Genomic DNA, 18406 nt, shown 5'->3' with positions numbered 1-18406 from the left:
CTTCCGGACGAATCCCATGGCCCAAGCCACGCACTCAGCCCCGGCCGGCGACCCCGAGCTGGGATTGCATGATCCGCTGGCAGACAGCTTTCCCGGTGGCGTCCAGGGCAAGCTTCTGTTCTGGATCGCGGTTGCCTTCTCTCTGTATCAGATCGCGATCGCGGCGCATATCGTCACCCTGTCCAGCCAGGTCCAGCGGGCGCTGCATCTCGGCTTTCTGATGCTGCTCTGCTTTCCGCTGCTGGCCGTTCTGCGCAAGCGCGGTCCGGCGGCCATGGTCATTGCCTGGCTGCTGGGCGGCTCTGGCGTTCTCGTGGCCGGCTATCAGTGGGTCGAGTATGTCCCGCTGATGCTGCGCTCGGGGGCGCTGAACCAGACCGATGTCGTCATCGGGGTCCTGGCCCTCGTGACGACATTCGCGGCCGCCTATGTGGTCATGGGGCCCGCCTTGCCGGTCGTGGCGGGACTGTTCCTGGCCTATGCGCTGTTCGGCCAGCATTTTCCCGGCCCGCTTGTCACCCGCGGTTACGACTTCGCGCAGGTGATCGAACAGATGTCGTTCGGCACCGAGGGCATCTACGGCACCCCGCTTTACGTCAGTGCGACCTATATCTTCCTGTTCATCCTGTTCGGGTCCTTTCTGGAAAAGGCCGGCATGATCAAGCTGTTCACCGACGTGTCGCTTGGCATGGTCGGTCACCGGATGGGCGGCGCGGCCAAGGTCAGCGTGGTCAGTTCCGGTCTGATGGGCACGATCTCGGGTTCGGGCGTGGCCAATGTCGTGACCACCGGCCAGTTCACCATCCCGTTGATGAAAAGCTTCGGCTATCGCGCGGCCTTCGCGGGCGGGGTCGAGGCGACCTCATCCATGGGTGGCCAGCTGATGCCGCCGGTGATGGGCGCGGTGGCGTTCATCATGGCCGAAACCCTTGGCGTGGCCTATGTCGAGGTCGTCCGTGCCGCCATCATCCCCGCCATCCTGTATTTCGCCAGCGCGTTCTGGATGGTCCATCTCGAGGCTGGGCGCCGCCATTTGCGCGGCATGGCGAAGGACGAATTGCCCTCCGCCCGCGCGGCGCTGACAGAGAGCTGGTACCTGCTGCTGCCGCTGGCGGTGCTGGTCTATCTTCTGTTCTCGGGCTACACCCCGCTGTTCGCGGGAACGGTCGGGCTGGCACTGACGATCATGCTGATCCTTGGCGCCTCGGCCGCGCTAGGGCTGCCGGCCGGGGTCCTGCGGCTGATCTTCTGGGTCGGGCTGGGACTGGTCGCAGCCAGCTTCCTGCGCTTTGGCAACGCTGCGCTATGGGGGGGCATAGGCGCGCTTCTGGCCTGGAACGCGTTCCGCGCGGGCGGGCGCAGAACGATCTGGCAGGTCATCGACAGCCTGGCAGAGGGGGCCAAGACCGCCTTGCCCGTCGGCGTGGCCTGCGCGCTGGTCGGGGTCATCATCGGCACCATGACGCTGACTGGTGCAGCGAACACATTCGGCCTGTATATCGTGTCGGTCGGCGAAAACAGCCTGATCCTGTCCCTGGTCCTGACCATGATCACCTGCATCGTGCTGGGGATGGGGATCCCGACGATTCCGAACTACATCATCACCTCGACGATCGCCGCGCCCGCCCTGCTGCAGCTTGGCGTTCCGCTGATCGTCAGCCACATGTTCGTGTTCTATTTCGGCATCCTGGCCGATCTGACGCCGCCGGTCGCGCTGGCCTGTTTCGCCGCTGCCCCGATCGCGAAGGAGAACGGCCTGAAGATCAGTCTCGAGGCGGTGAAGATCGCCGCGGCCGGCTTCGTGATCCCTTATATGGCGGTCTACACCCCTGCCCTGATGCTGCAAGACGGCGGACCGCTGGCCCAGGACATCGGCTATGTGCCCGCGGTGGCCTATATCGTCGCGAAATGCGTGCTGGCGATCGGCTTGTGGGGCATCGCCGTGATCGGCTGGCTGCACCACCCGCTTCGGTTCTGGGAACGTCTGCTGTCGGCTGCCGCGGCATTCACGCTGATCGCCGCACTTCCGATGACGGACGAGATCGGTTTTGCCCTCGCTGCGGCATTCCTGGGACTGTGGTGGATGCGGAGGCGCGGATGAGCGGTTGCCTGTTGGCGGGTTTCATGACGCTGGCTCTCAGCGGGCCGGATTTCCGTCTGGAATGGATGCATTCGGTCGAACATGTCGCCTGGCGCGAGGAATGGCTGATCAAGGACGGAATGCTCGATCTGCAGCGCGCGGCGGTGCAGGGTTCGGGGGCGGGAATGGAGCCCGGGCAGGACGCGGTGCTGAGCGATGGCTGGTGGGTCTGGACGCCCGATCTGCCTCCGCAGCGCGAGCTGCTGCTTGGTGCCAGCGGTGCGACCGAGGGCGGCTGGCGCATCTGCGACGTCGCGACATGCCGCGAGATCGGGCGTGCCGCAAGCCGCGCGATCCGGCTGCGGCCTTGCCCGGACCAGAGCAATTCCGCCGGCTGACAAACATTAAATTGCAAGCTTTGCGTCGTGCTGTGATGCTGAAGCGGTCATGTCGGATTCCGCTTTGCTCTTCGTCATCATCGAAAAGGACTGCTTCATCGCACGCGATATGCAGGAAGGGCTGGAGGCTGCCGATCCCGCTTGCGAAACCATCCGGCTGCGAGATCCGGAAGAAGCCGTCGAGCTCGTGTGCGGCAGGCAGCCAGACGGACGCTTGCGGACCGTCATCATCACCAAGCTTTCGCTGGCACAGATCGAGGATTGCAGCCTGTCGCGTCTTGCAGACGAAGGATTGGTCGAGATCGTTGTCCGGATCGGCGATGACACATCCGAGGCCGTCCATCGGCGCGGCTGGTTCACCCTCGCCTCGCCCTTTACCCGTGACGACCTGTCGGCGCTTGTGGTCGAGGTGCAGGTCCGCGCCGCGGCGGCATGAAGAAGGGCCGCGACGAAGCGGCCCTCTGATTCCGGTCCATGTCAGCGCCTAGAGGAAATCGTCCGGGTCGAATTCCCGCGTCCGGGGGCGACGTGTTTCCTGCAACTTTGCGGCCAGCGTCACGCCGATCGCGAAGGCGCCGACCAGCTTTGCCATGTTGCCCATGTCGCTGTTCGCCGCACGGTTCGCCCGGCTGGCCATGTCGCGCGCACCATCCTTCGCGGCGCGGACATTGCCACTTGTCAGTCCGACGCTTCTGGCTGTGTCGCGCACAAGACCCTGCGCGCGCCGTTCGGCATCGCTGGCAAACTGATTGGCGCGGTATCCGGCGCGATCGATCAGCGAATGGACCTTTCCCTCGGCCATGTCGGCAAGCCGCAAGGCTTCGGACTGGGCGCGTTCGACGGCTGCATCGGCGGCCAGGTTGAGGCGGGCTTCCACCTCGCGCCGCAGATCCTCGCCGGTCGGCATCGGGTGGCGTGTCCGCGACGCGATCATCAGCAGCATCACCGCAAGCACCGCGAAACCGCCGCCGATGGACAGAGAGGCGTAGGTCGCGCCCCAGCCCAGCCCGTGGGCAAGCCAGGTCCACAATGCCGCCAGCAGAAAACCCGACGCAACCGACAGCACGACGCCGGCGACGATCTTCATCGCCGTGCGCCGCGCCGTGTCGCCTGCCGCAAGCTGAAGGCGTCTTGCAAAATCGAACATGCGCTGTGGTCCTAGCGACGCGCGATCAGCAGGCCCACGAGGAAGCCGACGCCCGCTGCGATGCCAAGCGACTGCGCCGGGTTGCGGCGGACCATGTCGGACAATTCGTCATAACGTTCTTCGGCATAATGGGCCACCTCGTCGGCCTTGCGCTGGCCGGCGGCATAAAGCCGATCGGCCTCTTCCCGGGCGCGCCCGGCATATTCCTCGCCGGCCTCGCGCGCGCGCTCGGCGTATTTGCGGCCCGTCTCGCGCGCATTTTCGGCCAGCTCCGCGCCCCGGTCCATCAACCGCTCGGCGCCGGCATTGTCTGCCAGATCCTTCGCGGTATCGCGCATGTCGTCCGAGATATTCCTGGCGCCCTCGCGCAGATCACTGCGTGCCTCCTCGACGGCGGCCTTCGCGTCGCGTTTCATCTCGTCGGCTGTCGGGTTCGATTGAGCCATGGGGATGTCCTTTCCACAGGTCTTGATTGCTATCATCCAGCAAACCCGCCGCTGTGCGGCATTGTTCCATCGCAGATCATATTTTTCTGGTGGGAATCGCCGAATGCGGCGAACGGTCGATGGCGTCGCAGGAGTGGACAGGCCGACATGCAGGGAAAGGGCGGAATGGTACCGCCTCCCCGGCTTGAACGGGGGACCTCTGGATCCACAATCCAGCGCTCTAACCAACTGAGCTAAGGCGGCACGGATGCGTTCTCTAAACCTGACAGGCTCGCGTTGCAAGCCCGACTTGCCGCGAAATTCGTCGCGGGCTACAAAATGCGTCACCAGAAACGAGGATCAGCCGTGAGCATCAACAGCGAAAGCAACGTCGCCGCCAACCTTCAGGTGGGACCGACCGACAAGGGCATGGTGCGGATCTATGTCGAGGCCGAGGGCGTCGACCTGCCGCTGGATTTCGACGCCGACGAAGCGATCGAGATCGCCGAGGAACTGATGGCGGCGGCCGAGGCGGTCCGGCAGATGGGCAGCAGGGCGGACAAGCCTAGGAAGCCCCGGCGCTGAACGCCAGGGGGTCGTTGGCGGCCTGCAATCGCCGCGCGGCAACGCGGGCGATGTCCCGCATCAGCCGCGTGCGGCGCGCACCCTGAAGGCGCGTCTCGGGTGCCATGCGCCGTATCTCGGCTCCGTAGGGGTCGGCCATGATAAGCCCGGTCCGTTCGGGCAGCAGGTCCAGCGGAAACGCTTCGTCCACGGCCCAGAAATACCGGTCGCACCAATCCAGATAACGATGCCACTTGCGGTCCGCGACGAAATCCGACCGGCAACTCTTGCATTCCACGATCCAGATCTCGCCCCGGGGACCCAAGCCGACAAGATCGACCCGCAGTCCGCGCTCCGGAACGAATTCGGTCAGCACGGCGTGATCCATGCTGTGCAACAGCCGCGCCACGCCTCGGGCAAGGCGCTGACCCGGCATCGCCGGAACGAGGCTGGCCGCAGACTGATCCATGCCGCAGACTAGGACGAACCGGCAACAGCTTGCAAGCGCCCTGCCCTTCGGATTTTCGTGCGGGACGGCTTGAAAGCACGCGCGATCGGCCCTATTTCTCGGGCTTGGCGGGTTTCTGCACTACTCGCGAGCGGCCATTTTTCCACTGGCCTATAACTTTTCCGAGGGGGCTGGCCCTGTCGTGGCCCTGGTCACGTTACCCGGCGCCCACCTGGTACTCCAGGCTTTCGGGAAATCTCGCGCTGCCGCGGTTGCTGCGGTTCCCGCCGCCCGATCACCGCCCTGCCCCCGGCAGTGGCGGTTTTGTTTTTTTTTGGTGGTCGGCACGTCGAAAAGGGCGGGTTTGCACCCGCCCTTCCAGAGAGACATCCAATCCGAGGGAAGGATCAGAAGCCGTAAACGACCGACAGGCCCAGGGTGTTGTCGGTGACCGAGTCACCCGTGGCGTCGTTCTTTTCGTAGTCGGTGTCGTAGCTGATCTTGGTCGCCAGCGCTTCGGTGACCTTGAAGCCCAGACCCAGCGAGTTGCTGATCGTATCGCCCGAATCCGACGTCAGGTAGTCGGTGTCGTTGGTCAGGAACAGCACGTCGTTGAAGCGGTGGTAGAAGCGCGACGAAGCGATGTAGCCAACTTCGGTGTCCGAGTCAGCGCCGACAAAGCGGGTGTAGCGGACGCCGAGACCGGCCTGGACGCGCCATGCGGTCGCTTCGGTGCTGATGACGCGGTAGCCAGGACCAAAGCCCAGGAAGCCGTCACGGTCCAGTTCGCCGGTCGCGGCAACGCCGTCAACGGTGATCCGGCCCAGGCCGAAACCATACATGCGGTCGTTGAAGTAGTACTGGGCGTCGTAGATCGCCGCGACTTCTTCCTTGGTCTTCTCGTTGTCGGTTTCCGAGAACTCGATCGCAAGGCCAACCGACTGGGCGAACCGGCCCTGATTGAACGAGATGCGGCCAGCCACGGACAGATCCTGATCATCGATGGCTTCGTCGCTGTTGCTGGTGTTGCCCGAATAGGTCAGCGCCATGTTGCCGAACAGGCCCTGGCGGCGGTCAGCCGGGCCAAAACGGTCCGGGTCGTTGGCACGATCAAAATCGTCCTGAACGGCATCTTCGATATCGGTGATGCGGTCATCGACAGCCGACACGCCGGTGGCGGTGGCGCCGGTCGCCATTTCGGTCTGGGCAAAAGCCGGAACGGACAGGGCGGCCACAAGTGCGGCGGTGCCGGTCAGTAGCGTAACTTTTTTCATGGTTATCCTCACGATCTTAATTTCGTTGTCCTGGCGCAGTCTGTGCGCCAAAGCATCTCTGCTGATGGTTATTTACAGACAGGCGCGCCCGGTTCAAACACCGGCCCGGCACAATGCGACATAACGAAAACGTGACAAGGCGCGTGGCTTCTGCAGGATCCGCGAACGCATGCTGAAATAATAATGTGAGGATGGGACAGGAAATCCCGGGCGATCACGGCCGGACACTGGTTAAAAGATTGTTAACCTTGCTCTTTTGCCGGATGTTGTCTGCAGAAAAATCCAGCAGAAATGATGCCAAGATTGAAATATTTGCGTTACTTATCAATGAAAAGCTGGATCTGGGGGCTTGGCGCGGAGCCGATCTTGTTGCCATTTCGACACGGCATGGGTGAATTCTGCCGCAGGTCACATGGGCGCCCGCTTACTTGCCGGCGCGCGACCGGGCCGTAGCCGAAAGGGCCGCGCGCAGAGGCATCATGACCAAGGGCTGGCGACCTCCGCCGGCGGGCGGGGAATCAGCCAGCCTCATGATCGCGAATGCGAACTGAACACCCGAAAAGACGATGGCATTGAAGATCACCAGCATCAGTGCGGCAAGCCAACCGACAGGGCTTGCCAGAACCAGCCGGCCCAGGCCGCCCACGTCAAGCACCAGCAGAAGAATCGTGAAGCTCAAGGCCAGAGCGAGCCCGATCAGGACGCTTTTGACATAAAGGCGGACAAGGCGTGGCATGGCTGACTCCGGTTCCAATCTGCGCTTCCGACCAGTCTAGCCCATCCCGCCCGATTCTGACCAGTTCAACTCGTCGCACCCGGAAACGCGTCGGGCCGCAATTGCCGGGCGACATGATCCAGTACGGCATTCACGAATTTCGGTTCCTTGCCTTCCGGGAAGAAGGCTTCGGCGAGACGCACATATTCCGCGATCACCACCTTGGGGGGCGTGCGCGGGGTCACCAGCTCGGCACCGGCGGCACGAAACAGCGCACGCAGCACGGGGTCGATGCGGTCGATCGGCCATTTCGCAACCAGTCCCCGATCCGTCGCCTGGTCGATCCGCGACTGCCACTGCACCGCGTCATCCAGAATCCGGGCGAACATTGTCTCGTCCGCTTCGGCCGCCCGGCCATCCTCGTCTTCGGCGCCGATCCGGTATGTGCGGAATTCGCGCTGCACGCGGTCGGCCGAGATTCCCGCCGCCTCCATCTGAAACAGCGCCTGGACAGCGTAAAGCCGCGCGGCGCTGCTGAGAGCGCGCCGGTCGGGTCGTGCCGCCGAATGCTTTCCGGCCTCGTCCGCGTCGCTCATGCGTTGCCCTGCCCTTCCAGTCGGCCCGCAAGCCGGACGGGGTCAGGGTCGTTCGGCGGACTGCCGGGATCGCGGCGGCTCGCCCATTTCCGGCTGAGCGCCACCAGATGAAGCGCCGCCGCGGTGGCGCCCCCTCCCTTGTTCTGACCCTCGGGGTCGGCCCGGACCTCGGCCTGGTCGATGGTCTCGACCGTCAGGATGCCGTTGCCGATGCACACGCCCTGAAGCCCCAGAAGCGTCAGCCCGCGTGAACTGTCGTTGCAGACGGTGTCGTAATGTGTCGTCTCGCCCCGGATCACGCAGCCAAGTGCCACGAAGCCGTCATATCCGGACCGGCGCGCGGCGATCGCGACCGCGGTCGGTATCTCGAGCGCACCCGGCACCTCGACCACGTCCAGAACGGCGCCGGCCGTGTCGGCCGTGGCGCGCGCCCCGGCCAGCAACCCGTCCGCGATCGCCTTGTAATAGGGTGCGATGACCGCCAGCAGACGGACCGGCGCATCAAGGTGCGGCAGCTCAAGCAGGTGGTGCTGTGTGTTCGAGGCCATCGTCTCAATCCCTGGGAATAGGCCGCGTGGAATGGATGGAAAGCCCGTAGGCGTCAAGCCCGACGACCTTGACCGGCGCGGAATTCGTCAGAAGGATCAGCTCCGACAGACCCAGCGCCGACAGGATCTGCGCGCCCAGCCCGTATTGGCGCAGCGTATGGGGACCGACCTCGCCGGGCTGGGCCACCGCGTTGGTCAGGTCGCGGATCAGCACGACCACGCCCTTTCCCTCGCGGGCGATCTCTTGCATCGCGGCGGGCAGGCTGCCGGCATCCTCGCGGCCGATCCCCAGCACATCGTGCAGCGGGTCCAGCGCGTGCATGCGGACCAGAACCGGCCCCGGCGCGTTCAGATCGCCCTTGGTCAGCACGATATGCTCGGCCCCCTGAGTCTCGTCGGCAAAGACCCGCATCATCCATTCACCGCCATTGACCGATTGCACCGCGCGCTGGCTGCGCTCTGCGATCAGGTTGTCGTGCCGGCGGCGATAGCGGATCAGGTCGCTGATCGTGCCGATCTTCAGCCCGTGCTTCTGCGCGAATGCGACCAGGTCGGGCAGCCGCGCCATGCTGCCGTCCTCGTTCATGATCTCGCAGATGACACCGGCCGGGTTCAGGCCGGCAAGGCGCGCGATGTCCACCGCAGCCTCGGTGTGTCCTGCGCGGACCAGGACGCCGCCCTCGCGCGCGCGAAGCGGAAAGATATGGCCGGGCGTGGCGATGTCGGCGCCACCCTTGGAGGGATCGATGGCCACGCTGATCGTGCGCGCGCGATCATGGGCGCTGATTCCGGTGGTGACGCCTTCGCGCGCCTCGATCGACATGGTGAACGCGGTCTCGTGGCGGCTGGAGTTCTTGGGGCTCATCAGCGTCAGCCCCAGCGCGTCGATGCGGTCGCCGGGCAGCGACAGGCAGATCAGACCGCGACCATGCGTGGCCATGAAATTGACGGCATCGGGCGTGGCCATCTGGGCGGGGATCACAAGATCGCCCTCGTTCTCGCGGTCCTCGTGATCGACGAGGATGAACATCCGGCCGTTCCGGGCATCCTCGATGATCTCCTCGATGGTCGAGATCGCGTTGCTCAGATCGCTTTCGACCGGACCGGGCTTTTCAAACTGCATGGTGGCTTCCCTTGAAATGTCGCGCTCCGCTGACGGAACCGCCAGCCCGCCTCACTTGCCTATATACCCGCCGCGCCGGCTTCGGCCAGCCGCGCGACATAGCGCGCCAGCGTGTCGATCTCGAGGTTGACGGCATCGCCTTCCTGCGCATCGCCCCAGGTCGTGACCTGCTGCGTATGCGGGATGAGGTTGATGCCGAAGCGGGTGCCATCGACTTCGTTCACGGTCAGCGAGGTGCCGTTCAGCGCGACCGATCCCTTGGGGGCGATGAACCGCGCCAGCCCCGGGGGTGCCTCGAAGGTCAGGCGCAGGCTGCCGCCTTCGTCGCGTGCCCCGACGATCCGCGCGACGCCATCGACATGCCCGCTGACGATGTGGCCGCCAAGTTCGTCTCCGACCTTCAGCGCGCGTTCCAGGTTCAGCCGCCTGCCGACGGACCATCCGTTCGCGCCGATATTCGACTTGCTGATCGTCTCGGCCGAGATGTCGACATCGAACCAGTCGTCACCCTTCGCGACAACCGTCAGGCAAACGCCGTCGCAGGCCACCGAGGCCCCCATCTCGACCCCCGCCATGTCATATCCACAGCCGATCCGGGCGCGCATGTCGCCGCGCATCTCGACCGCGCGAACCGTGCCGATATCGGTGATGATCCCCGTGAACATCGTCATGACCCCTGCTGCTGGACCCGAACTAGGCCATCGACCGCGCCCGCGCAAGAAGGGGTGGCGCATGGACGCCGCGGCAATGGGGCGAAATGGGGCCGAAGCGTTATGGATATCCTAACGAATTCGTGTCATGACCGGCAGACGTTCCGTTTCCGATCTCATATCGTCCGCCGGGCAAGATGCTGCACCAACGCCTTTCCGTAGATGGCCTGGCCACCGATCCGCCCACCGGGACAGAGGCGCGGGTCTTCCTGTTTTTGCAAGGGCCGCACGGGCCGTTCTTTGACCGCCTGGCCCGGTTGCTGCGCGCTGCCGGCGCGACCGTCTGGCGCTGCGGTTTCAACGCCGGCGACGAATTCTTCTGGTCAGACAAGGCGTCACTCATCCGCCACACCGGGAGCATGCAGGACTGGCCCCAGCATCTGGACCGCATCCTTGTCGAAAAGGGTGTGACCGATATCGTGCTCTATGGTGACGTCCGGCCGATCCACGACATCGCGCGCAGCGCCGCCCGCGATGACGGCCTGCGCCTGCATGTCTTCGAAGAAGGGTATCTGCGCCCTTACTGGATCAGCTACGAGCGGGGTGGATCGAATGGTCATTCGGCGCTGTTGCGGATCTCGCTGTCGCAGATGCGCGCGGCCCTGCGGGACTCCGGCAGCGAGATCCGTCGCCCGCCGGCACGCTGGGGCGACATGGGTCATCACAAGTTCTATGGCGCCTTCTATCATTTCATCGTGCTGATCGCGAATGGCCGGTATCGCCGCTATCGCGGCCACCGCGCGATCACGATCGGGCAGGAATTCAGGCTCAATCTGCGGCGTTTCCTGATGGCACCGGCCTATCGTCTGAAATCCATGGTCCAGTGGCGGCGTTTCAAGCTGTCGGGTCGGCCCTATTCTCTGGTGCCGATGCAACTGGAACACGATTCCAACTTCCTGGGACATTCACCCTTCACCCGCAACAGCCAGTTCATCGACACCGTCATCGGGGAGTTTTCGCGCGCCGCGCCGCGTCACCATCATCTGATCTTCAAGGCACACCCGCTCGAGGATGGCCGCGCGGAAAACCGGCGCGCGATCCTGCAGGCCGCGAGGCATCTCGGCGTCGAAGGCCGCGTGCATTACATGCGCAGCGGCAAACTGGCCGAACAGATGGCCCATGCGCGCTCGGTGATCACTGTCAACTCGACCGCCGCGCAGCAGGCGCTGTGGCGCGGGATCCCGGTGAAGGCACTGGGTCGCGCGGTCTACGCCAAGCCGGGCATCGTTGCCGACCAGTCGCTGGCGGATTTCCTTGCCGAACCGCAGCCACCCGATCCGCAAGCCTACCGCGTCCTTCGCGACTTCCTTCTGCAGACCAGCCAGGTGCCCGGCGGATTCTATTCCCGCCGCTCGCGCGCCCACACGCTGCGGCTTGTCGCGGACCTGATCCTGGCCCCGGACGACCCCTACGAGGCGCTGGCAAAGGGGCGTGTCGCACATCGGCACCAGATCGCAGACCGCCGCGACTGAAACAGCATGAAATGGTGGTTTCTTCAGGGACCAACCGATAGATTGAAGCATAAACGGGCGCATACCCCCGCCGAAATGAAAACAGGAGTTTCGAGGTGACAGCCATTTTCCCCCAGGCCGGTATCCTGCGGCTGACCATGATCGCGGCGTTGGTGCTGGTGACAGCATGCGGCTTGCCGCGACCGGGCCCGAACAAGAAAGAGATCTACGCCGGTGCCGTCGAACGTGGCGGGAACGCGAACGTCATCTATGTCAATGATCACGTCAATCGGGCGAGCAATTTCGCGCCCGCCTACGGGTTTTCGTCCAGCTTCCGCAACGCGGGCCAGGTCGGCGCGGATGAAATCCGGGCAGGCGACGTTCTGGGCCTGTCGATCTGGGAAAACGTGGATGACGGGCTGCTGACCTCGCTGGGGGCCAGCTCGACCGCACTGACAGAAATTCAGGTCGACAGCGCGGGCTATATCTTCGTGCCCTATGCCGGCCGCATCCGCGCGGCGGGCAACAGCCCCGAACAGCTGCGCCAGATCATCACCGAACGTCTCAGCGCTCAGACCCCCGATCCGCAGGTGACCGTCTCGCGGGTTGCCGGCAATGGTGCGACGGTGTCGGTGATGGGCAAGGTCCTGGCGCAGGGCGTCTATCCGATCGAACGGCCGACCCGCACCCTGTCATCGATGCTGGCTCAGGCTGGCGGGGTCTCGGTCGAGCCCGAAGTGGCGGTCATCACGGTCAAGCGCGGCGGCAGCCAGGGCAAGGTCTCGCTGACCGATCTTTACGGCAGCCGGTCCAACGACATCGCGCTGCGACCGGGCGACATCATCCTGGTCGAGGAAGATCAGCGCAACTTCACCGCGCTTGGCGCACTGGGCGGACAGACCCGCGTGCCCCTGGGCAACGAGATGATCAGCGCGGTCGAGGCGATCGCCATGGTCGGCGGCCTCAGCTCGGCGCTGGCGGACCCGACCGGCGTGTTCGTTCTGCGCGACGAACCTGAATCCGTGGCCAGCAGGGTTCTTGGCAAGCCGGTCTACGGCACGCAGCGCATGGCCTATGTGCTGGACCTGACGCGGCCGAACGGGCTGTTCCTCGCGCGTGATTTCCTGATCCGCGATGGCGACACGATCTACGTCACCGAAGCCCCCTATGTGCAGTGGAACAAGACCATCGCGGCCATCACCGGCAGCGTCGACTCGGCAGACACCGTGGCAAGCTTCGGCGAATAAGGGCCAGATGGACGCGGGAACGGGCTGGGCCGCCGGGGACAGTCCCCGGCGGCTCTGTGTCTATAGCGCGGGCTTCTGGACAAGGCCCCGGCTGCACCGGATCCTTGCATTGGCCGGATGGCGGGTAGCGGCGGGCGTTCCCCGCTGCGGCGATGCGATCGCGATCTGGGGGGCCAGCCCGACCGCCTGGCGCGGACGCGCTGTCGCGGCGCGATCCGGCGCGCCGCTGGTCACGATCGAGGATGCCTTCCTGCGGTCGATCCTGCCCGGTCGTGCCGCCGGACGGCTGGCCCGGCGCGGACCTGTGGGACTTCTGATCGACACCGAAGGCGTGCATTTCGATCCTGCACGGCCGTCCCTGATCGAACGCCTCATTGTGGACGGGCGCACCGAAGGGCTTGAAGTCCAGGCGGCCGCCGGTCTGGCGCGACTGAGGTCGCTCGATCTGTCGAAATACAACGGCCACGATCCGGCCTTGGCTCCACCCGGTCGGGGATATGTGCTGGTCATCGACCAGACGCGTGGCGACGCATCGCTGATGGGCGCGGGCCGTGGGGTTTTCCTGCGCATGCTGGGCGCCGCCCGCGCAGAAAACCCCGGCGTCCCGATCGTTGTGCGCAGCCACCCCGAAACCGCCGCCGGACTTCGCCTCGGTCATCTGGCTGCGGCCGATCTGCGCGCCGGAGAGATGCTGTGCGACGGCCCGGTCTCACCCTGGCGCCTGGTCGCGGATGCCCGCGCCGTGTACGCCGTCAGTTCGCAACTGGGATACGAGGCGCTGCTGGCCGGGCAAGCGCCGAGGCTCTTTGGTCAACCCTTCTATGCGGGCTGGGGACTCAGCCAGGATGAGCATGGCCTTCCCGACGGGCGTCGGGGCCGGGCAAGCCGCGAGGATCTGTTCGCGGCCAGCCATCTCCTGGCGCCCGTCTGGTATGATCCATGCCGCGACCGGCTGACCGATTTCCATGGCGCGGTTGACCAGCTGCAGGCAGAGACCCAGGTCTGGCGACAGGATCGCGACGGACATCTGGCTTACGGCATGCGGTTGTGGAAGCGGCCTTTCATCGCCCGCGCGTTCGGTGATGCCAGGCCCGTCCGCTTCGCCCGACGGCCTTCGGCGCAGGTGACGCTGACCTGGGCAGGACGGGGGGCCGAGGCCGCCCGGGCGATCCGGGTCGAGGACGGTTTCCTGCGGTCGCGCGGCCTTGGCGCGGCGTTGACACCGCCCTTGTCGCTGGTCGCCGACGATCTGGGCATCTACTACGATCCGACGCGGGAAAGCCGGCTGGAGCGTCTGATCGCCCTGGGTCCGCCACCGGGCGGCGAGGCCCGCGCAAGCCGGCTGATCGACGCGATCCGGCTGAAGGGATTGTCGAAATACAATCTGGCCAGCATGCCACCTGCCCCGCTGCACCGCGACGGTCGGCGGGTCATCCTGGTGCCCGGACAGGTCGAGGACGACGCGTCGATCCGGCTGGGTGCCGGCGCCGAGCGGCGCAACATCGAGCTTCTGGCACGCGCGAGGGCCGAGAACCCCGCAGCGCTGCTGATCTACAAGCCCCACCCCGATGTCGAGGCGGGGCTGCGTCCCGGCGCGATCTCCGACGCCGACCTGTCCGGGATTTGCGACCAGGTCGCACGCCGAGTGGACGCCGCAGCCCTGCTGGACAGCGTGGACGAAGTCTGGACCATCACCTCGACGCTGGGGTTCGAGGCCTTGCTGCGCGGCATTCCGGTCAGTGTGCTTGGCGCCCCGTTCTACGCCGGCTGGGGACTGACCCGCGACCTGGGCCCGATCCCCGCGCGCCGGGTCGCGCGTCCGACGCTTGCGGCACTGGTCCACGCCTGCCTGATCGCCTATCCCCGCTATCGCGACCCGGTTTCGGGGCTGCCCTGCCCGCCCGAGGTCGCGCTGGACAGGCTGGCCGATCCACAAGCGGCAAATCGCGGCGCGGCGCTGCGTCTGCTGGCGAAGGCGCAGGGCGCGCTGGCGGGGCATAGCTGGATCTGGCGGCGCTGAAACGCGATTGCGTCACGCGCGAAGCCAGCGGTGGAAGATATCGGGACCGACCGCGCGGCTTTCCACCAGGTGAAAACGCGGCGCGTCGGACAGACGGGGCAGATCAAGCGCACCGATCGATGGACGGCCGTCCCGGCCCAGAACCAGCCCGGCCGTATAGCCCACAAGCTGATCGACGACATCAGCGGCGATCAGGCCGGCGGCCAGCTGACCGCCCCCCTCGCAGAACACGCGCGTGAGCCCGCGCGCCGCCAGTTCCGCCATCACCGCCGCGGGCGTGCCGGAAAGCTGCCACAACGGCCCGTGCTCCGGCCCCTCGTCGGGCAGTTCGGGCAGCGGCCGCGACGTCAGAACGACGCGAACCGGCTGTCGGACCGGACCGAATCCGCGCACATTCAGCTGGGGCAGGTCGGCCCGCGCGGTGCCGCCGCCGACCATGATCGCGTCATGTTGCAGCCGCATGGCATGAACATGCACGCGTGCGGCCGGGCCGGTGATCCACCGGCTCTCGCCCTGCGAAGTGGCGATGCGCCCGTCGAAGCTGCTGGCCAGTTTCAGCGTGACGAAGGGCCGACCGCGCGCGACGCAAGACAGGAAGCCCGATTGCAGCGCCCGGGCATCCGACTCGGCGACGCCCTCGGTCACCTCGATCGCGGCGGCGCGCAGGATGGCGTGGCCGCGTCCCGCGACCCTGGGGTCGGGATCGGTGTGGGCGGTCACGACGCGGGCGATTCCGGCAGCGACAAGCGCCTCGGCGCAGGGAGATGTGCGGCCGTGATGGGCGCAGGGTTCAAGCGTGACATAGGCTGTGGCGCCGCGCGCCTCGGCTCCGGCCTGGTCCAGCGCCACGCGTTCCGCATGGGGTCGTCCGCCGGGCTGTGTCCATCCGCGCCCCACCACCCTGCCCTTGCTGACGAGCACGCAGCCCACGGCAGGGTTCGGCCAGACATTGCCAAGCCCGCGCCGCGCAAGTCGCAGCGCATGGTGCATGTGCCGCAGATCCAGTTCGTTCCGGGTCAATCGGACCCCGCGCCCGGACGCAGTTCCGATACGAACTTGTCGAAATCGTCTGCGTCCTGGAAGTTCTTGTAGACGCTGGCGAAGCGCACATAGGCGACATTGTCGATGCGCGACAGCGCCTCCATCACGATCTCGCCGATCATCTTCGAGGGGATGTCCGTCTCGCCGGTGCTTTCCAGACGCCGCACGATGCCGCTGATCATCTGTTCGATGCGCTCGGGTTCGACAGGACGCTTCTGCATGGCGATGCGGATCGAGCGGGCCATCTTGTCGCGGTCGAAATCCTCGCGCTTGCCGTTCGATTTCACCACGACCAGATCGCGCAGCTGGACCCGCTCATAGGTGGTGAAACGCCCCCCGCAGGCGGGACAGAAACGCCGGCGCCGGATCGCCACATTGTCTTCGGCCGGGCGCGAATCCTTGACCTGCGTATCGGCATTTCCGCAAAACGGGCAGCGCATCCTGTTGTCCCCCAAGTCCCTGGATCCGCAGCCACTATAGGCAGCTTGGCAGGGCTTGGGTAGGGTTATCCACAGGCTACTACATAGGCACGGAACGACGTGTGACCCGAATGCCGCGCGCGCGCCCATGCCCGGTGCGGGACGGCCGGGTGCGGGCAACAGATCGTTCCCGGGCTGGGCGGGGCTGGCCCGGGCTGGCCAATCCAGCCGCGCTCAGCCTTCCACCGGCTGAAACAACCCGGCGACCTGCCTGTCATGGGGGGCCTTCCGATGCTCGACCAGATAGATGCCCTGCCAGGTGCCCAGCATCATCCGCCCGGCGGACACCGGGATCTGCAGGCTGACGGGCAGCAGCGCCGCCTTCAGATGCGCGGGCATGTCGTCTGGCCCCTCGTCGCGATGGGTGATCCAGCCCATCGTGGGGTGGTCTGCGGCCGGTGCGATGCGATCAAGCCAGTTCAGCAGATCGATCTGCACATCGGGATCTGCATTTTCCTGGATCAGCAGCGAACAGGAGGTGTGCCGGACCATCAGTGTCAGCACGCCGTCATGTGCGCCGATCTCGGCCAGCCAGCGCGCGACGTCGCGGGTGAACTCGTGGCAGGCGGGGCCGCTTGTGGCGATGGTGAACAGACGGATCACTCGGCGGCTTCGGGTCCATGCGGTGTCGGCGGCCCCAGCACGGTGCGACCGTCGGGCTCGCGATCATCGGCCCGGTCATGATCGAGGGCGATCTGCTTTTGCGTCCGCGCGCCCAGTTCGCGCAGCATCTCGACCTGCCTTATGACGTTGCCGGGCCCACGGGTCAGCCGGTCAAGAGCCTGGCCATGCGCGCGCGATGCCTGATCCAGCGCCTTTCCGACGCCTTCCATCGATTCGGCGAAACCGGCGACCTTGTCGTAAAGCGCCCCGGCACGGCGGGCGATTTCCATGGCGTTGCTTTCCCGCCGCTCGACCGCCCAGATATGTTCCACGGTCCGCAGCGTCAGCATCAGCGTGGTGGGCGTGGTCAGCCCGACCCCGCGTTCAAGCGCGAAGCCCGCCAGGGTCGGGTCGGCGCGCAGCGCCTCGGAGAAGGCGCCTTCGATGGGGATGAACATCAGCACGTAATCGACCGAGGCATCATCCATCCGGTGATAGCCTTTTTCCGCCAGCGTGGTGACATGGGCACGGACGGCCGCGACGTGCCGGCGCAGTGCGGCCTGGGTCTCGTCAGGGTCCTCGCCGTTCACCAGAATCTCGTAGTCGTTCAGCGAAACCTTGCTGTCGATCACCATGATCTTCTCGCGCGGCATCCTGATCACCACGTCGGGTCGCCACAGCTTGCCGTCCTCGTCGCGCCAACTGGCCTGCATGTCGTAATGGGTGCCGGCTTCCAGACCGGATTGCTCAAGGATGCGCTCGAGCACCATCTCGCCCCAGGCGCCCTGACGCTGCTTTTCGCCCTTCAGGGCGCGGGTCAGGTTGACCGCCTCGCGAGAAATATCCTCGGAGCGCTTGTGCAGGAATGCGATCTGTTCGCGCAGCCGCGCACCTTCCTCGTCCAGAACCTTGTTGCGACTTTGCAATTCGGTCTGGAAGCGATGCACCTGATCGCGAAACGGGTTCAGCAGCGCCGTCAGCTGGTCGCCCTGGGCCTTTTGCATGTCGCCTTGCTGAACGCGCAGGGTCTCGGCAGCCAGCAGCTTGAACTGCCCGGTCATCTCGTCTCGCAATTCGCGAAGGGTTGCGATCTCGCGGGCAGCGGCCTCGCGGTCCTTCTGCGCGCCAAGCCGGGTTTCCGCCAGTTCGGTCTGGCCACGGGCAAGCTGTTGGCGTGCCTGATGCAGGGCGTCGGCCAGCCCGTCGCGATCCTCGGCCAGTTCGGCCAGCCGCGCGGACTGTGTTTCGTGCCGGACGGCGTGTCGGCCCAGTTCAAGTTCCTGATCGCGCTGGACCCGTTCCATCTGGGCCAGCCGGGATGTCAGGTCGCCTTCGCGCGCCGCGGCATCCGACAGGGCAGCGGCCGACCGCGCCCGATCATGGCGCAAGCGCGACGCCACGACCCAAAGCAGCAACAGGCAAACCACCGCCGCCGCCAGCATCGCCTGTACCGTCTGGAGGTCATTGAACCAGGCGGCGAGGCGGGCTGTAAGATCCTGCGGCATGAACACTCCGAACTGTTTCTGGCCAGGACCAG

Annotated in this window: 21 protein-coding genes, 1 tRNA gene and 1 other RNA gene; 9 read left to right on the top strand and 14 right to left on the bottom strand. The window is 65.7% G+C overall.

The window, feature by feature from the left end:
• Positions 1-16 precede the first annotated feature (16 nt).
• From L1965_RS12335 to L1965_RS12325, 3 genes are read left to right on the top strand one after another with little or no spacing between them, the layout of a single operon-like run.
• Positions 17-2101 carry a TRAP transporter permease gene (locus L1965_RS12335; protein WP_235756751.1) on the top strand — a complete coding sequence of 695 codons (2085 nt, stop codon included), beginning with the start codon at positions 17-19 and terminating at the stop codon, positions 2099-2101.
• On the top strand, positions 2098-2478 hold the full coding sequence (locus L1965_RS12330; protein WP_235756750.1) for a DUF1850 domain-containing protein: 381 nt from the start codon (positions 2098-2100) through the stop codon (positions 2476-2478). The genes L1965_RS12335 and L1965_RS12330 overlap by 4 nt, the downstream gene beginning before the upstream one ends.
• A gap of 49 nt (positions 2479-2527) precedes the next feature.
• Entirely contained in the window at positions 2528-2914 is a 387-nt protein-coding gene (locus tag L1965_RS12325; protein WP_235756749.1) for a hypothetical protein, read from the top strand.
• A 48-nt stretch (positions 2915-2962) separates the two neighbouring features.
• Here L1965_RS12325 and L1965_RS12320 read toward each other — a convergent pair whose 3' ends face one another.
• The 3 genes from L1965_RS12320 to L1965_RS12310 form a co-directional block, all read right to left on the bottom strand.
• Positions 2963-3625, bottom strand: a complete 663-nt coding sequence (locus tag L1965_RS12320; protein ID WP_235756748.1) for a phage holin family protein — start codon at positions 3623-3625, stop codon at positions 2963-2965.
• Between the two features lie 11 nt (positions 3626-3636).
• Entirely contained in the window at positions 3637-4071 is a 435-nt protein-coding gene (locus L1965_RS12315) for an ElaB/YgaM/YqjD family protein (protein ID WP_235756747.1), read from the bottom strand.
• A 166-nt stretch (positions 4072-4237) separates the two neighbouring features.
• Positions 4238-4314: transfer RNA gene (locus L1965_RS12310), tRNA-His, on the bottom strand.
• Positions 4315-4416: 102 nt separating this feature from the next.
• On the opposite strand from L1965_RS12310, the gene L1965_RS12305 reads away from it, so the two are divergent.
• Positions 4417-4635, top strand: coding sequence for a DUF6324 family protein (locus L1965_RS12305; RefSeq protein WP_235756746.1), 219 nt, complete (start codon positions 4417-4419; stop codon positions 4633-4635).
• On the opposite strand, the gene L1965_RS12300 is transcribed toward L1965_RS12305, so the two are convergent.
• Positions 4616-5083, bottom strand: a complete 468-nt coding sequence (locus L1965_RS12300) for an MmcB family DNA repair protein (protein ID WP_235756745.1) — start codon at positions 5081-5083, stop codon at positions 4616-4618. The genes L1965_RS12305 and L1965_RS12300 overlap by 20 nt on opposite strands.
• A 109-nt stretch (positions 5084-5192) precedes the next feature.
• Here L1965_RS12300 and ssrS point away from each other — a divergent pair.
• Positions 5193-5350: non-coding RNA, 6S RNA (gene ssrS / locus L1965_RS12295), on the top strand.
• Between the two features lie 119 nt (positions 5351-5469).
• Here ssrS and L1965_RS12290 read toward each other — a convergent pair.
• Positions 5470-6387, bottom strand: coding sequence for a DUF481 domain-containing protein (locus tag L1965_RS12290; RefSeq protein ID WP_235756744.1), 918 nt, complete (start codon positions 6385-6387; stop codon positions 5470-5472).
• Between the two features lie 140 nt (positions 6388-6527).
• Between L1965_RS12290 and L1965_RS12285 the strand changes: the two genes are divergently transcribed.
• On the top strand, positions 6528-6731 hold the full coding sequence (locus tag L1965_RS12285) for a hypothetical protein (RefSeq protein ID WP_235756743.1): 204 nt from the start codon (positions 6528-6530) through the stop codon (positions 6729-6731).
• 29 nt (positions 6732-6760) lie between these two features.
• Here L1965_RS12285 and L1965_RS12280 read toward each other — a convergent pair whose 3' ends face one another.
• The 5 genes from L1965_RS12280 to L1965_RS12260 form a co-directional block, all read right to left on the bottom strand.
• Positions 6761-7072, bottom strand: coding sequence for a hypothetical protein (locus L1965_RS12280; RefSeq protein WP_235756742.1), 312 nt, complete (start codon positions 7070-7072; stop codon positions 6761-6763).
• Between the two features lie 65 nt (positions 7073-7137).
• Complete coding sequence (gene nusB / locus L1965_RS12275; protein ID WP_235756741.1) at positions 7138-7647, bottom strand: transcription antitermination factor NusB; 510 nt, start codon at positions 7645-7647, stop codon at positions 7138-7140.
• Entirely contained in the window at positions 7644-8195 is a 552-nt protein-coding gene (locus L1965_RS12270; RefSeq protein ID WP_235756740.1) for a 6,7-dimethyl-8-ribityllumazine synthase, read from the bottom strand. The genes nusB and L1965_RS12270 overlap by 4 nt, the downstream gene beginning before the upstream one ends.
• Positions 8196-8199: 4 nt before the next feature.
• The gene (gene ribB, locus L1965_RS12265; protein ID WP_235756739.1) at positions 8200-9318 is read right to left on the bottom strand and encodes a 3,4-dihydroxy-2-butanone-4-phosphate synthase; all 1119 of its coding nucleotides are present in this window, start codon (positions 9316-9318) and stop codon (positions 8200-8202) included.
• Positions 9319-9377: 59 nt separating this feature from the next.
• Complete coding sequence (locus tag L1965_RS12260; RefSeq protein WP_235756941.1) at positions 9378-9983, bottom strand: riboflavin synthase; 606 nt, start codon at positions 9981-9983, stop codon at positions 9378-9380.
• A gap of 182 nt (positions 9984-10165) precedes the next feature.
• Between L1965_RS12260 and L1965_RS12255 the strand changes: the two genes are divergently transcribed.
• From L1965_RS12255 to L1965_RS12245, 3 genes are all read left to right on the top strand, one after another.
• Positions 10166-11500, top strand: coding sequence for a capsule polysaccharide biogenesis protein (locus tag L1965_RS12255; protein WP_235756738.1), 1335 nt, complete (start codon positions 10166-10168; stop codon positions 11498-11500).
• A gap of 137 nt (positions 11501-11637) precedes the next feature.
• Positions 11638-12726: a polysaccharide biosynthesis/export family protein gene (locus L1965_RS12250; RefSeq protein WP_235756940.1), complete on the top strand. Its 1089-nt coding sequence runs from the start codon at positions 11638-11640 to the stop codon at positions 12724-12726.
• A gap of 7 nt (positions 12727-12733) precedes the next feature.
• A complete protein-coding gene (locus L1965_RS12245; RefSeq protein WP_235756737.1) occupies positions 12734-14746 on the top strand; it encodes a capsule polysaccharide biogenesis protein in 2013 nt (670 codons plus the stop codon).
• 12 nt (positions 14747-14758) lie between these two features.
• On the opposite strand, the gene ribD is transcribed toward L1965_RS12245, so the two are convergent.
• The 4 genes from ribD to L1965_RS12225 form a co-directional block, all read right to left on the bottom strand.
• Positions 14759-15736, bottom strand: a complete 978-nt coding sequence (ribD, locus tag L1965_RS12240) for a bifunctional diaminohydroxyphosphoribosylaminopyrimidine deaminase/5-amino-6-(5-phosphoribosylamino)uracil reductase RibD (protein WP_235756939.1) — start codon at positions 15734-15736, stop codon at positions 14759-14761.
• 26 nt (positions 15737-15762) lie between these two features.
• Positions 15763-16227, bottom strand: a complete 465-nt coding sequence (gene nrdR / locus L1965_RS12235; RefSeq protein WP_235756736.1) for a transcriptional regulator NrdR — start codon at positions 16225-16227, stop codon at positions 15763-15765.
• Between the two features lie 213 nt (positions 16228-16440).
• Positions 16441-16869: a secondary thiamine-phosphate synthase enzyme YjbQ gene (locus L1965_RS12230; RefSeq protein ID WP_235756735.1), complete on the bottom strand. Its 429-nt coding sequence runs from the start codon at positions 16867-16869 to the stop codon at positions 16441-16443.
• The gene (locus tag L1965_RS12225) at positions 16866-18374 is read right to left on the bottom strand and encodes a DNA recombination protein RmuC (protein ID WP_235756734.1); all 1509 of its coding nucleotides are present in this window, start codon (positions 18372-18374) and stop codon (positions 16866-16868) included. The genes L1965_RS12230 and L1965_RS12225 overlap by 4 nt, the downstream gene beginning before the upstream one ends.
• Positions 18375-18406: the final 32 nt, after the last annotated feature.

Source organism: Paracoccus salsus (genome assembly GCF_021556615.1).
Taxonomy (GTDB): domain Bacteria; phylum Pseudomonadota; class Alphaproteobacteria; order Rhodobacterales; family Rhodobacteraceae; genus Paracoccus; species Paracoccus salsus.
Note: the sequence above shows the minus strand (reverse complement) of the source record. Positions and strands in the feature narration are given on the sequence as shown.

Bases quoted from the DNA above. Each gene is read 5' to 3' on its own strand.
- L1965_RS12315 (WP_235756747.1), bottom strand. From the start codon at position 4,071: ATGGCTCAATCGAACCCGACAGCCGACGAGATGAAACGCGACGCGAAG.
- L1965_RS12285 (WP_235756743.1), top strand. From the start codon at position 6,528: ATGGGACAGGAAATCCCGGGCGATCACGGCCGGACACTGGTTAAAAGA.
- L1965_RS12320 (WP_235756748.1), bottom strand. From the start codon at position 3,625: ATGTTCGATTTTGCAAGACGCCTTCAGCTTGCGGCAGGCGACACGGCG.
- L1965_RS12245 (WP_235756737.1), top strand. From the start codon at position 12,734: ATGGACGCGGGAACGGGCTGGGCCGCCGGGGACAGTCCCCGGCGGCTC.
- L1965_RS12250 (WP_235756940.1), top strand. From the start codon at position 11,638: ATGATCGCGGCGTTGGTGCTGGTGACAGCATGCGGCTTGCCGCGACCG.
- L1965_RS12280 (WP_235756742.1), bottom strand. From the start codon at position 7,072: ATGCCACGCCTTGTCCGCCTTTATGTCAAAAGCGTCCTGATCGGGCTC.
- L1965_RS12300 (WP_235756745.1), bottom strand. From the start codon at position 5,083: ATGGATCAGTCTGCGGCCAGCCTCGTTCCGGCGATGCCGGGTCAGCGC.
- L1965_RS12225 (WP_235756734.1), bottom strand. From the start codon at position 18,374: ATGCCGCAGGATCTTACAGCCCGCCTCGCCGCCTGGTTCAATGACCTC.
- ribD (WP_235756939.1), bottom strand. From the start codon at position 15,736: ATGCACCATGCGCTGCGACTTGCGCGGCGCGGGCTTGGCAATGTCTGG.
- L1965_RS12325 (WP_235756749.1), top strand. From the start codon at position 2,528: ATGTCGGATTCCGCTTTGCTCTTCGTCATCATCGAAAAGGACTGCTTC.
- L1965_RS12270 (WP_235756740.1), bottom strand. From the start codon at position 8,195: ATGGCCTCGAACACACAGCACCACCTGCTTGAGCTGCCGCACCTTGAT.
- L1965_RS12260 (WP_235756941.1), bottom strand. From the start codon at position 9,983: ATGTTCACGGGGATCATCACCGATATCGGCACGGTTCGCGCGGTCGAG.
- nusB (WP_235756741.1), bottom strand. From the start codon at position 7,647: ATGAGCGACGCGGACGAGGCCGGAAAGCATTCGGCGGCACGACCCGAC.
- L1965_RS12330 (WP_235756750.1), top strand. From the start codon at position 2,098: ATGAGCGGTTGCCTGTTGGCGGGTTTCATGACGCTGGCTCTCAGCGGG.
- L1965_RS12335 (WP_235756751.1), top strand. From the start codon at position 17: ATGGCCCAAGCCACGCACTCAGCCCCGGCCGGCGACCCCGAGCTGGGA.
- ribB (WP_235756739.1), bottom strand. From the start codon at position 9,318: ATGCAGTTTGAAAAGCCCGGTCCGGTCGAAAGCGATCTGAGCAACGCG.
- L1965_RS12255 (WP_235756738.1), top strand. From the start codon at position 10,166: ATGCTGCACCAACGCCTTTCCGTAGATGGCCTGGCCACCGATCCGCCC.
- nrdR (WP_235756736.1), bottom strand. From the start codon at position 16,227: ATGCGCTGCCCGTTTTGCGGAAATGCCGATACGCAGGTCAAGGATTCG.